Below are 12,427 nucleotides of genomic sequence, written 5' to 3'. Positions count from 1 at the left end.
ATTATAATAATAGTACAGCCTAAAATGAGGAGATGAATAAAATGGAAGAATTAAAGCTAGATATACCTAATGGTAGTAGCATTTTAGTATCTAAGGATAAAAATTTGTATGATGTAATGAAAGAAAACAAATTAGAAGGTAACTTGCCTGCATTACTTGGGAAAATAGATGGAGAATATTATGAACTAGCTTCCAAAGTTAAAAAAGAAGGATTATTCACCCCTGTAGACATAACAGATAGGATGGGATTAAATACTTATGTTAGGACTTTGCAATTTATATTTATAAAAGCAGTATTAGACTTATATCCAAAGGCTACTGTTATTATTGAGCATTCTTTAGGTAAAGGACTATATGGTGAAATTCATAAAAATCTATTATTAAATAAAGGTGATATATTAAAAATTAAAAATAAAATGAATGAAATAATAAATAAAGATATAAAGATAAAAAAGGTTTGGATTAAAAAAGAAAAAGCTGTAGAAATATTTAAAGAGTATGGAATGAAAGATAAAGTTAGACTTTTAAATCATGTTCCATATACGGAAGTAAAATTGTATGAATTAGATGGAAGATACGATTATTTCTATGGAACAATGGCATATTCAACAGGAGCAATTAAAAAATTTGATATTATGTACTATGATCCAGGATTTATATTAAGATATCCTAGAGAAAAAGATCCATTTAATATTCCAGATTTTATTGAATATAAAAAACTTACGAAAATATTTAGAGAAACAGAAAGATGGGGGGGAATTTTAGATGTAGCAGATGTAGGAGCATTGAATGACAAAGTTGTTAACGGTGAAATAAAAAATATAATAAGAGTATCAGAGGCATTACATGAAAAGAAAATAGCAAATATAGCAGACATAGTATATGACAAAAATAATATAAAGATGATACTAATATCAGGACCTTCATCATCAGGAAAAACTACATTTGCAAATAGAGTTGGAATCCAGTTAAGAGTAAATGGCTTGATTCCTGTTCCTATTTCTTTAGACAATTATTTTGTAGATAGAGAGAACACGCCTAGAGATAAAAATGGAGACTATGATTTTGAATCTATTGATGCTTTAGATATAGATTTATTTAATGAAAATTTAAAACAAATATTAAAAGGGGAAGAGATCGAATTACCTACTTTTAATTTCAAAATTGGAAAAAGAGAATATAAAGGTAATAAAATAAAACTCCCTAAAAATGGTATATTGATAATAGAAGGAATACATGGATTAAATCCAATATTAACAAGAGAGATAAACGATGAAAATAAATTTAAAATATATATAAGCGCACTAACTCAATTAAATATAGACAACCATAATAGAGTGTCCACAACTGATGTAAGAATAATAAGAAGATTAGTTAGAGACTATTTATCAAGGGGCTATAGAGGAGAAGAAACTTTAAGAATGTGGTCTTCCATAAAAAGGGGAGAAGATAGAAATATATTTGTGTTCCAAGAAAATGCAGATATAATGTTTAACTCCACAATAGTCTATGAACTTTGTGTATTAAAAAAATACGCTCTTGAAGAACTTAATAAGATAGATAAGAATAGTGACGTTTACTATGAAGCAACTAGATTGAAAAGTTTCCTAAACTTTTTCAAAGAGGTTGATATGGATTTGGTTCCTGATAATTCTATATTAAGGGAATTCATAGGCGGAAGTTGTTTTTATGAATATTAATAAAATAATAAAATTACGACTTAAAAGTCACTACCTTAGATTAAAAAAAGGGATATGTGGCTTGAAAGACAATTCACTTCAATAAGAAATTCTAATTTGTTTTTCCTTAAAATATATGATTCCAAATTATAACTGGCTGAACGCTCAAACAATAATTTGGAATATACATATATTTTCGAAAACAAATAAGAATCTCTAATTTTGTTCAAATGCCTTTTTACGCCACTTATCCCAATTTTTTAATCTAAGAAAGATATTATATCTATTTAAACGTAATTTTATGTGGAATAGGAAGTACAAAGGAGGATTTTACTCCTCTTTGTTACGTAAAATCTACAATTATGTTTTTATTTATAAGAATATTGTAGACTCATAAAGATATTTAAAGCTATTAGAAACTCTCAATTATTTTTATTATTTAAAAAAGTCTTAAAAAATTTTCGTTAGAAAATTAATGCGTAGTATGCCAGACTAATATATGATTTATAAAATTTATACAAGTATTATTAATACTAAATATTTATGCGTTAGCAATGAAATTTCCTATGGATTAATTTCCTGGCTATGCCAATTATTTTATATTTAAATTTAAAATATTTATGTGAGACTAAAAATTTATATAACAGTCTTTAAGTGGATTAAAACAAGGAATACTTTTAAGGAAAATAGCTATCTATTGACTAAAAGTATTCCTTGTTTTAATTTTAATCCTTTAAAGTCTGTTATGTCGTAATTTTCTTATTTTACGACTTATTTTGAAAATACTCTGTAAATATTAAATTAAATCATTTAAAATATAATATATAAATCGGTTTTTATGTATATAATATATTATCAGCTATAAGTATTTTAGGAGTAGTGTTATGGATGAAAAAAAATTGGCTAGTTTAATTAAAAAAAATGAAGGTTTAAAATTAGATTTCAAACAGATTATAGATATTAATACGGAAAGTGGGAAAAAGGAATTAACAAAAGATGTTTCTGCCATTGCTAACTCTAAAGGTGGTAGAGGATATATCATCATAGGGGTAGAGGATAAAACTAAAAATATAGTTGGTATAGATAATATGGATTTTACAGAGGAACAGATACAACAAATCATAAGTTCAAGGACAGATCCACCTGTACCCATATCATTAGAAACATTGCAATATAAAGGGAAAAGATTAGTTATTATTAATATATATGATAGTGATCAGAAGCCTTATCAGATGAGAGAAAATGGAGTTTTTTATATAAGAAGAGGATCAACTACAGATGTTATGAGAAAGGAAGAGATTATATCTTCTCTTCAGGACAATTTAAGTTTAAATATTGAGCTATGTTCTATAATCAAAAGTGATGAAAAGGATATGGAGATATCTTTAGTAGATAAATACTTTAGTGCAATGGGTGTGGCTGTTAATGAAGACAATAGAATAAGTATGATGGAAAAAGCATCTATAATAAACTATGATAAGGAACTAGGTAAATTTGTAGGATCTTTAGGAGGATTACTTATATTTTCTAGAAAAAATAATATATTTTTACCTCACAACGGAATAAAGATAATTAATAATATAAATAACAAATTTGATAAAGTTAATATAATTCAAGGAGATTTATTATATATTATAGATAGGTCTAGAAATATTTTACTAAATATTTTACCTAAATCATATCCTATAGATGCAGTATGTGAAGCTATAAATAATGCAGTGTTATATAGAGATTATTCCATATTTTATGAAGAGATACAGGTATTAATAGACAATAAAAGTATTAGTATAATAAGTCCAGGATGTTTATTAAGAGATAATAATATGAGTTCCTTTAATACATTAAAAAGAAATATGTGGATATATGAAAAATTAATAACACTTGATGATAAAAATAGATTTACTAAATCGGGAAATGGTTTTAGAAGAATGAAAAAAGCATTTAGAGGAAAGGGAAAAGTTATCTTTATAAATTCTTTTAGAGAGAATTGTTTTAAAGTTATGTTTCCAGGAATAAATAAATTTTATAAGAAAAATAGGTAAAAAAACATTATAAAATGTAATATTATAGACTATTTTTTATATTGTAAATATTCCAAATATTATTGAAAAATCATTTTAATTACTATATAATTTAAGGTGAGGAGTTCACCTAAATATTATAAAAGGGGTGGTAGAAATGATTCAAGTTTTTTGTGATCAAAGAGGATCAGGGAAAACAAAAGCTATGATTAATATGGCTAACGAGGAGGTCAAATTTAGAGAGGGTAATATTGTTTATATTGACGAGGATAATAGCGCTATGTTTCAACTAAATAGCAAAATAAGATTGATTGATAGTTCTGAGTTTAAAATTAATAGTTCCGAGAGATTTTATGGATTTTTGTGCGGCATTTTAGCAAAAGATTATGATATTGAAAGCGTATATATTGATGGGCTGTTTGATATTGTAACTAAGAGTGTTTATAATGCGGCACAATTATTTTATGCCTTGGAGGATATTGGAGAACACTACAATGTGAATTTTTATATAAGTATCAATGAAGAAAAGGATATACCTGAGATTATAAGAAAGTACGTAGCATAGGGATTATTAGGATTGAAAACAATTTTTAGTTTATATAGATTAAAAATAATTTTATATTAAGTATTAAAGCTATTGATAAGGAAATTTTCAATAGCTTTAATTTTAGATAAATGTAATAATTAATATAAATTACGTTAAACATTATTTATATGAATATTGATAAAATATAGCTTTCAATATATACTAAAAAAAGGAACTAATATTAGGAGGAATGAACATTGAGTAACGTATATGATGTATTAAAAGAACGTGGTTACATAAAACAATTAACTCATGAGGAAGAAATAAGAGAACTTTTAGGAAAAGAAAAAATTACTTTCTATATAGGCTTTGATCCTACAGCAGATAGCTTACATGTAGGACATTTCCTTCAAATGATGGTTATGGCTCATATGCAAAAAGCTGGACATAGACCTGTAGCCTTAGTAGGTGGAGGAACAGGAATGATAGGGGATCCTACTGGGAAAACAGATATGAGAAAAATGATGACAAAAGAGCAAATAGAGCATAACTGTAATTGTTTTAAAAAACAATTAGCAAAAATAATAGATTTTTCAGAAGATAAAGCCATTATGGTAAACAATGCAGATTGGCTTTTGAACTTAAATTATATAGAATTTTTAAGAGAAATAGGTGTTCATTTTTCAGTAAACAAAATGTTAACAGCAGAATGCTTTAAAAGTAGATTGGAAAAAGGATTATCTTTCTTAGAGTTTAACTATATGCTAATGCAAGGTTATGATTTCTTAGAATTAAATAGAAAGTATAATTGTGTTATGGAATTAGGTGGAGATGATCAATGGTCTAATATATTGGCAGGTGTAGACCTAATAAGGAGAAAAGAAACTAAAGCAGCCTATGGTATGACCTTTACTCTTTTAACTAATAGTGAAGGAAAGAAAATGGGTAAAACAGAAAGTGGAGCTTTATGGTTAGATCCTGAAAAAACATCACCATATGAATTTTATCAATATTGGAGAAACATAGCAGACGCAGATGTAGAAAAATGCTTACGTTTATTAACTTTCTTACCAATGGATGAAGTTAAAAGACTTTCATCATTAGAAGGATCACAAATAAACGAAGCTAAAAAAGTGTTAGCTTTTGAAGTTACTAAAGTTATACATGGAGAAGAAGAAGCAGAAAAAGCTAAAGTTGCTGCAGAAGCTTTATTTGGTGGGAATGCTAAAGACTTAGGAAACATGCCGACATCCCATATAAGCAAAGAAGAGCTAAATAACTTATTAGTAGATGTATTAGTTAAGTGTGAAATATTACCGTCTAAAAGCGAAGCTAGAAGGTTAATAAAACAAGGTGGCCTTTACTTAAATGATGAAAAAGTTACAGATGTAAATCTGGTAGTAATAGAAGAACATGTTACAGAAGATGGTATAATGATTAGAAGAGGCAAAAAGAATTTTAATAGAATAATAGTAGAGTAATAAATTATATTTTAATAATAAAATAAATGTAATCTAAAATGATTATAAAAAATATACTTAATAAGGTTTAAATCTTATTAAGTATATTTTTATTAGGAATATAAATGTATTTGTGTAATTTACAAAACTATGGAGAAAAATAGTTTTTCTATTTATATGATTTTATAAATTATTTTATAAATCTGTTTTCCACATTAATAGAGCATTTTCGTTATTATCTGAATAATAGCCTTTTCTTATACCGCTATCCTTAAAGCCGTGTTTATAATAAAGGTTTTTAGCAGTGGTATTAGATTCTCTAACTTCTAATGTTATACCAGTTATAGTATGCTGTTTGCAAAACTCTATTATTTCATTCATTAAGATATTTCCTATTCCTAGTCCTCTATAATTTGGATGAACGGCTATATTGGTTATATGGCATTCATCTATTATAAGCCACATTCCTGCAAATCCTAAAACCTTATTATTTGTTTTATCTACAACAATTATATATTTTGCAAATTTATTTTTAAGCTCTGTTTCATAAGAAATTTTACTCCAAGGTACAGAAAAACTTAAACTGTCTATCTCCATTACGCCATCTATATATTCTAGGGATAGTGGCAATATAATTATATCTTTTTTATTCATTATTTTTCATTCCCATTTTTTTTTCATATTCTCGTTCTGCCTGAGATTTTCTTATGTATAGAGGAGCAAAAGTACGAATATCATCTTTATAGCCATCTTTTAATAATTTTAATCCCAATTCCCCCAAAGAAGAAGAACGAGCTAAGTTTAAATGGCTAGGAGCAAATTTCACATTGCTTAGAGCGCTCAATATAGTATCTTTAAATTTTAAAATACCATCACCTACAAATGTTATAGATTCATTTCTACACTTTAGTATATCTATCAAATCTGTTATGGATATTACGTTATAATCCATCAATTTCTCAAGTTTTTCATTTTCAAATTTATATAAAGATGTATAAACATTTCCTCTTAAGGCATCTAATATTGGGCAAATAATACCTTCCGTAAAAGCCAAATTAAAAGCCAAACTATCTAGAGAAGATACAGAAATAAAAGGTTTTTTTGTACCCTCACTTAATCCTTTTACGGTAGCAGACCCTATTCTTAATCCTGTAAAAGATCCAGGTCCTTTAGATATAACGAAAGCATCTATAGAGGATATGTCGCAATCTATATTTTTAAGTAAAGTATCTATCATACTCATCAATATGGTAGAATGTTGTTTTTTATAGTTAAAATTTATTTCGCCGTATAATTTGTCTTCATCTAATACAGAACAACTAGCGCATTCTGTAGCAGAATCTATGCTTAGAATTTTCATATTTTTAGCTCCTTTATATAATCATATCTATTACCATGATAAGTTATTGATATTTTTCTATAATTGTCACCCATGTTAGGCATTTTAGTTATTCGTATATCCATATATTCATCTGGAATAAGATCCTCTATATAATCAGACCATTCAATAATGCTTACACCTTCTCCAAATATGTATTCATCAAATCCTATAGCTTCTATTTCATCTGGATCATTTACTCTATAAACATCAAAATGATATAGTTTTAATTTCCCATTATATTCATTAACTATATTAAAAGTTGGACTAGTTATAGTATCTTGGATATTTAGACCTGTAGCTATTCCCTTAGATAAGTGAGTTTTACCTGCACCTAAATCACCATTTAGACATATAATATCTCCTGAACTACAATGACGCCCTATAAAATCTCCTATATGAATTGTTTTTTCTATAGAGTTAACTAAGAATTCCATATAATCACCTCAAAATATTTATAGCACAAAGATAGAGGAAAAACAACTTTAGTTATTATATGACATAGCTTGTTTTAAATTATATACAGCTTTGCCACATATTAATGATTCTGCTACCATCTTATCTAATATAGAAAAAGCTTTTTTTAAGTTCATTCCTTTTCTATAAGGTCTATCCTCTATTAGGGCCTGATATATATCACAAACTGCTATAATTCTATCTTCTTGGCATAAGTTTTCTGCTTTCAATCCTCTAGGATAGCCTTTACCATTTAATTTTTCATGATGATTTGATGCCCAAGAACCAATATCACCAATCTCTCCAAATCTATTTAAAATTATATTAGTATAATAAGGATGAGATTTTATAACTGAAAATTCTTTTTTAGTTAAAGGACCTTTTTTGTCCAAAATATCTTTTGGTATAGCTAGCTTACCTATATCATGAAGAAGGCCAGCTATTTTAAGTTTCATACATCTTGTTTCATCATATCCTATAGCTTTACCTACTTTGTAACATAGCTTTGCAATTTCTCTAGAGTGATCAGCTGTAAAGGAACTTTTATTATCTATTATCTCTGAAAATATATAAGCTATATCCATAAATTTATGCAAATCTAATTTATAGTCATGTATAGGACTAATGTTATCTAGAGCAGATTTTAAATAACTAGTATTTTCCAAGTCTAGCCAGAACATATCAGTACAAGACACTTGTAAAAAAGCATCTACTACTTCAGGACAAAATATTATATTTTTATTATTATTAATCCAATTTATTATATAGGATTTTTGCTCATAAGAAGGTATACTATCTTTATATAAAAGATCTGTTAAATCAGACAATCTTATAATTTGACTTTGTATAGGAATATTCTCTTTTTTCATATTTAAGGCTCCGCTTCCATCCCAATTTTCATGATGATATAATATAAAATTAGATATATTATTAAAAATAGGAAAAGACTTAGTGATTTGTGACCCAGTAATACAATGTCCTAAAATAAATTTACTACTAGAATGACTTTTTGAAAGAAAATTTGTGGCTCCTATATCATGAAGTAAAGAGGATACATATAATTCTTCTAAGTGAGTGCCATGTATATTTAAAGCTTTAGCTAAACATAAAGATATATAGCATGTTCTTTGAGAATGATTGAGAAATAAATGGTTTGAGTAATCTATGTTAGTAACATCTTCTACTATGATATTAGTATTTCCTATGGAGCTTATTTCAGCCAAGTCTAGGGCTGTAGAGATAGATATTAAAACTTTATCCATGCTTACGTACATAATAAAACCTCTCAATACTAAATTTCCTATACTATTTTAACATAGCTTTATCAAATAATAAATATTCTTAGTTAAATGAACTAAATTATATAAAGTATTATATAAAGTTTGCAATAAAAAAATCTATTATGTAAAATATAATATGAATGTTCATTAGATAATACATATATTTCAATATATATGTTACAGAGGTGTATTTATGAAGAAAAATATTATTCTTATAATTGGATTTATAATATGTATAAGTTTATTTGGTTGTTCAAGAACAAATAATGGTGTTGATGGAGACGATAACATAAAAAAGGAAGTATATCTAGATATAGTTACTACAGATAAAAACTTATATAACATAATAAAAGAAATAGTAAAAGATAAGCACTATATAGAATATATATTTAAAAACAAAGATGAATTGATGAATTATAAAGTAAAGGAGGACACACTGGAAAATATAAGTGGTAAGGATCTATTTTTTTATGTAGGATCTGGTTTTGAGCCTTGGATTGATGATTTCCTATCAAAATTAGATAAAAGTAAAGTAGGAGTAGTTAATGTATCTAGAGGTTCTAAATTAATGCCTTATGAAAAAGAAGTAAAGTTTGGAAATAAAATATTAAAAGATAATCCGTATTATTTTTTGAATTTAAATAATTATAAAATAGCATTATCTAACATAAAAAATGCTATACAAGATAAAGATCCCAGTAATAGAGATTTTTATGAAAAAAATTTTTCTGATATGTTAAAGAGAATTAAGAGTTATGAGGAGGAATTTAATAACATATCAGATAAAACTGGTGATTATATATTTATAGTAGATGAGGATAAACTAGACTATTTTATAAAATATCTAAATTTAAACACAGTAAAAATTAAAAGAGATGATAAAGATAAAATAACTAATGAGAAAGAAATAGAAGATATATGTAAAAAGTATAAAGACAAATGCATATTTTTATCAAGTGACAATGATATACTTGAAAATAATAAAAACCTATTAGACAAATATAAAATAAAATCTTTACTTATGAAGGTTTATGATAACAATATATTGTATGAAGATATGATAGAGCACAATATATCATTACTAAAAAGTACTTTTAAATAGAAGGTGGTGTTTTGTGATGAAAAAGATATACTTTTGTATAGTTATTGTAATGCTGTGCTTATTTAGTATTCCAATACATACTGTTAAAGCAAGTAATTCTTATACAGTTGTAGAAGGCGTAGTAAAATTTAATGAAAATATATATATTCAGCCCGGTGAAGTAGAAAATGGAGATGTTATAAGCATAGGTTCAGATATATATGTAAATGGTGTTGTAAATGGTGATGTAACTTCTATAGGTGGGAATGTATATATAAATGGAAAAGTTACGGGTGATGTAACGTCTATGGCTGGAAAAGTTACAAAAGGGCCAAAGGGAGATATAAAAGGGGATGTAAAGGAAAAATTTGAAAAAGCTAAAATTCCTTTTAGAAATATCAACATAGAAAATATTAAATTTTCTTATAGTAGAATATCAGTGGCTATATTATTGTTAATACTTTGCATTGTAGTATATAATGTAATGCCATATAATGAAATGCGTATGGCATCGGCCATAGATAAAGAATTAGGAAAGAACCTAGTTTATGGATATGCTTCTATAATATTAACATTTATACTGTTGATTATCTTATTATTTAGTATTGTAGGTATCATATTGATTCCAATAGTATGTATGGCTTTATTAATAGTTTTTCTTATGGGATTTACAGCTATTTCCTTGTATGTAGGAAAGAGATTTTTAAAGTCTAAGGTATCTCCTATGGTGGCTATATTTATTGGTGTGGCTTTTTATGAATTAATTAGAAGTATAGTTTTTTTAGGGTTAGGTCATATAATAAGCATATTATTTATAATACCATTAAGTATTGGTATCGTTGTAAAAAGTAAATTTGGAAGTTTTAGACCTTGGAGAAGATTAAATACTACTGATGATTGGAATGATTTTTGGAAACATTAGATTTACATTATGTATAAATAATAAAATAACTAATATGAGAGGAGAAGATTTATGTTCTTCTTTGGTATATTTGGTATAAATACAAAAAAGGAAGAAATAGAGGAGCTTGAAAATTTAATTTGCAAAAAATGTGGAAGTTTAAGCAGATATACTGTTATAAAAACTTATAATATTTTTCACTTTTTCTTTATACCACTTATTAAATGGGGAGAAAAGTATTATTTGAAATCTAGATGTTGTAATACAGTATATTATATATCAAAGGAAAATTTAAATAGTGTGAGAGAATATAAAAACCTCAATAATATGGATTTACAGGAAATATATAGTGAAAAATCATATTATGAGAATCATACAATAATTTGTGATAATTGTGGAAAAGAAATAGATAGTAATTTTAAATATTGTCCACATTGTGGAAAAAGAATATATTTTTAAAAAGATCAGATTAGCTCTTCATTATTCTAAGTTATTGTAATGTATGAAGATATGCTTTCCGTTTATACTATATGGTGTGGGAGGTGCTTTTAATGAAGGTAGCTATAATGGGAGATGGAATATCTGGTCTTTCTTGTGCTAAAACATTGGAAATGTACGGAATTAAACCAACTATTTTTGAAAAACGAAATAGAGTAGGAGATAGATTTGTTAATGCAGAGGCCATGTTTAGTGTTCTTGATGAACCTATTAAAGATTGTATACCTTATCTAAGAGGAAATTATAATATAAATTTATAGCCTATAGATGAAGTTAATAAATTATTTATTCATTATTATCCTAGCAATATAAAATTAGATATAAATGATATGTGGCAGAAGGTATATAATTTAGCCTGTAATGATTTAGAGCAAAACTTTGAGATAACAGATAATTTTGAAATAACTAGGTATATGATAGGAATATGTAATAAACCTAAGATTGATAACACTTATTTTATAGGTAATTGTTTTGGTACTATTTCACCTGGATTAGGATTCGGTCAACTTACATCAATTATAACAGGAATATATTCAGCATATGATATTTGTGGAAAAAAAGTTTATGATAAATCTACTAAAAAATTATTTCAGAATTATAATCATTCTCTTGTTCTTAGAAGATTTATGGATAATTTAACTGATAATGAATTAGATTTTCACATTAGAAATTTGGATAATAAAATTATGGATAAAGGATTTGATAAGCTATTTAGCAATGATTGTAATATAAATATACTTAAGTATGCAACTCCTGTTATGAGGTTATGGAATAATTTTAAACATTTCAAGGATTAATAAGTATAATTTAAATTATCTTTATGTAATAATTAAGTGGATATTTACAAGTATATTTTTAGTAAAAAATGAAAATCTATATTGACATAATTGAAAATATCGTGTATTATAATATTTGTCGTTGGAACGATGCCTAAGAGGATAAGATTTTGACTCTAGGTATATTAATAATTGATATATAGGGGTATAGCTCAATTGGTAGAGTAGCGGTCTCCAAAACCGTCTATTATTCCTAATAATATTCCAGGACCTCCAGCTTTTACAATAGTTTCAAGATTCATTCCTGCACCTAATGGGAAAGAGAAAAATGGAATTAATAACATTTTACTGCTTCCAAGATATTTTCTCAT

13 protein-coding genes and 1 pseudogene are annotated in these 12,427 nt (G+C 26.3%); 9 read left to right on the top strand and 5 right to left on the bottom strand.

The annotated features are described in order from the left end of the window. Positions 1-41 precede the first annotated feature (41 nt). The 4 genes from NGI68_RS10905 (at position 42) to tyrS (ending at position 5,707) form a co-directional block, all read left to right on the top strand. A complete protein-coding gene (locus NGI68_RS10905; RefSeq protein ID WP_251861526.1) occupies positions 42-1,700 on the top strand; it encodes a nucleoside kinase in 1,659 nt (552 codons plus the stop codon). Positions 1,701-2,563: 863 nt separating this feature from the next. Further along, positions 2,564-3,721 carry an AlbA family DNA-binding domain-containing protein gene (locus NGI68_RS10900; protein ID WP_251861525.1) on the top strand — a complete coding sequence of 386 codons (1,158 nt, stop codon included), beginning with the start codon at positions 2,564-2,566 and terminating at the stop codon, positions 3,719-3,721. Positions 3,722-3,857: 136 nt separating this feature from the next. Beyond that, complete coding sequence (locus NGI68_RS10895; protein WP_251861524.1) at positions 3,858-4,265, top strand: hypothetical protein; 408 nt, start codon at positions 3,858-3,860, stop codon at positions 4,263-4,265. A 218-nt stretch (positions 4,266-4,483) separates the two neighbouring features. Continuing rightward, on the top strand, positions 4,484-5,707 hold the full coding sequence (tyrS, locus tag NGI68_RS10890; RefSeq protein WP_251861523.1) for a tyrosine--tRNA ligase: 1,224 nt from the start codon (positions 4,484-4,486) through the stop codon (positions 5,705-5,707). A gap of 174 nt (positions 5,708-5,881) precedes the next feature. On the opposite strand, the gene rimI is transcribed toward tyrS, so the two are convergent. Genes rimI through NGI68_RS10870 form a run of 4 tightly spaced genes read right to left on the bottom strand, consistent with a single transcriptional unit; the run spans position 5,882 to position 8,794 of the window. Next, a complete protein-coding gene (gene rimI, locus NGI68_RS10885) occupies positions 5,882-6,340 on the bottom strand; it encodes a ribosomal protein S18-alanine N-acetyltransferase (protein ID WP_251861522.1) in 459 nt (152 codons plus the stop codon). After that, positions 6,333-7,046, bottom strand: coding sequence for a tRNA (adenosine(37)-N6)-threonylcarbamoyltransferase complex dimerization subunit type 1 TsaB (tsaB, locus tag NGI68_RS10880; protein ID WP_251861521.1), 714 nt, complete (start codon positions 7,044-7,046; stop codon positions 6,333-6,335). Before tsaB ends, rimI begins: the two co-directional genes overlap by 8 nt. Continuing rightward, positions 7,043-7,501, bottom strand: coding sequence for a tRNA (adenosine(37)-N6)-threonylcarbamoyltransferase complex ATPase subunit type 1 TsaE (tsaE, locus tag NGI68_RS10875; protein ID WP_251861520.1), 459 nt, complete (start codon positions 7,499-7,501; stop codon positions 7,043-7,045). The genes tsaB and tsaE overlap by 4 nt, the downstream gene beginning before the upstream one ends. A 48-nt stretch (positions 7,502-7,549) precedes the next feature. Further along, positions 7,550-8,794, bottom strand: a complete 1,245-nt coding sequence (locus NGI68_RS10870) for an HD-GYP domain-containing protein (RefSeq protein ID WP_251861519.1) — start codon at positions 8,792-8,794, stop codon at positions 7,550-7,552. 199 nt (positions 8,795-8,993) lie between these two features. Between NGI68_RS10870 and NGI68_RS10865 the strand changes: the two genes are divergently transcribed. The 5 genes from NGI68_RS10865 (at position 8,994) to NGI68_RS17115 (ending at position 12,077) form a co-directional block, all read left to right on the top strand. Next, the gene (locus NGI68_RS10865) at positions 8,994-9,902 is read left to right on the top strand and encodes a metal ABC transporter substrate-binding protein (RefSeq protein WP_251861518.1); all 909 of its coding nucleotides are present in this window, start codon (positions 8,994-8,996) and stop codon (positions 9,900-9,902) included. A gap of 16 nt (positions 9,903-9,918) precedes the next feature. Continuing rightward, the gene (locus NGI68_RS10860) at positions 9,919-10,803 is read left to right on the top strand and encodes a bactofilin family protein (protein WP_251861640.1); all 885 of its coding nucleotides are present in this window, start codon (positions 9,919-9,921) and stop codon (positions 10,801-10,803) included. 51 nt (positions 10,804-10,854) lie between these two features. After that, positions 10,855-11,241, top strand: coding sequence for a zinc ribbon domain-containing protein (locus tag NGI68_RS10855; protein ID WP_251861517.1), 387 nt, complete (start codon positions 10,855-10,857; stop codon positions 11,239-11,241). Positions 11,242-11,333: 92 nt separating this feature from the next. Further along, positions 11,334-11,540: an NAD(P)-binding protein gene (locus NGI68_RS17120; RefSeq protein WP_353505385.1), complete on the top strand. Its 207-nt coding sequence runs from the start codon at positions 11,334-11,336 to the stop codon at positions 11,538-11,540. Positions 11,541-11,609: 69 nt separating this feature from the next. After that, a complete protein-coding gene (locus NGI68_RS17115) occupies positions 11,610-12,077 on the top strand; it encodes a hypothetical protein (RefSeq protein ID WP_353505384.1) in 468 nt (155 codons plus the stop codon). Between the two features lie 215 nt (positions 12,078-12,292). Here the strand turns inward: NGI68_RS17115 and NGI68_RS10845 are convergent. Beyond that, a pseudogene (locus NGI68_RS10845) lies at positions 12,293-12,427 on the bottom strand (2-keto-3-deoxygluconate permease); the annotation flags it as partial.

This window comes from Clostridium sp. Marseille-Q2269 (assembly GCF_943736985.1).
Classification (GTDB): Bacteria; Bacillota; Clostridia; order Clostridiales; family Clostridiaceae; genus Clostridium_F.
Note: the sequence above shows the minus strand (reverse complement) of the source record. Positions and strands in the feature narration are given on the sequence as shown.

What these genes read in the sequence shown, in the direction of transcription:
- NGI68_RS10905 (WP_251861526.1), top strand. Translation starts at nt 42, where the DNA reads ATGGAAGAATTAAAGCTAGATATACCTAATGGTAGTAGCATTTTAGTA.
- NGI68_RS10900 (WP_251861525.1), top strand. Translation starts at nt 2,564, where the DNA reads ATGGATGAAAAAAAATTGGCTAGTTTAATTAAAAAAAATGAAGGTTTA.
- NGI68_RS10895 (WP_251861524.1), top strand. Translation starts at nt 3,858, where the DNA reads ATGATTCAAGTTTTTTGTGATCAAAGAGGATCAGGGAAAACAAAAGCT.
- rimI (WP_251861522.1), bottom strand. Translation starts at nt 6,340, where the DNA reads ATGAATAAAAAAGATATAATTATATTGCCACTATCCCTAGAATATATA.
- tsaB (WP_251861521.1), bottom strand. Translation starts at nt 7,046, where the DNA reads ATGAAAATTCTAAGCATAGATTCTGCTACAGAATGCGCTAGTTGTTCT.
- tsaE (WP_251861520.1), bottom strand. Translation starts at nt 7,501, where the DNA reads ATGGAATTCTTAGTTAACTCTATAGAAAAAACAATTCATATAGGAGAT.
- NGI68_RS10870 (WP_251861519.1), bottom strand. Translation starts at nt 8,794, where the DNA reads ATGTACGTAAGCATGGATAAAGTTTTAATATCTATCTCTACAGCCCTA.
- NGI68_RS10865 (WP_251861518.1), top strand. Translation starts at nt 8,994, where the DNA reads ATGAAGAAAAATATTATTCTTATAATTGGATTTATAATATGTATAAGT.
- NGI68_RS10860 (WP_251861640.1), top strand. Translation starts at nt 9,919, where the DNA reads ATGAAAAAGATATACTTTTGTATAGTTATTGTAATGCTGTGCTTATTT.
- NGI68_RS10855 (WP_251861517.1), top strand. Translation starts at nt 10,855, where the DNA reads ATGTTCTTCTTTGGTATATTTGGTATAAATACAAAAAAGGAAGAAATA.
- NGI68_RS17120 (WP_353505385.1), top strand. Translation starts at nt 11,334, where the DNA reads ATGAAGGTAGCTATAATGGGAGATGGAATATCTGGTCTTTCTTGTGCT.
- NGI68_RS17115 (WP_353505384.1), top strand. Translation starts at nt 11,610, where the DNA reads ATGTGGCAGAAGGTATATAATTTAGCCTGTAATGATTTAGAGCAAAAC.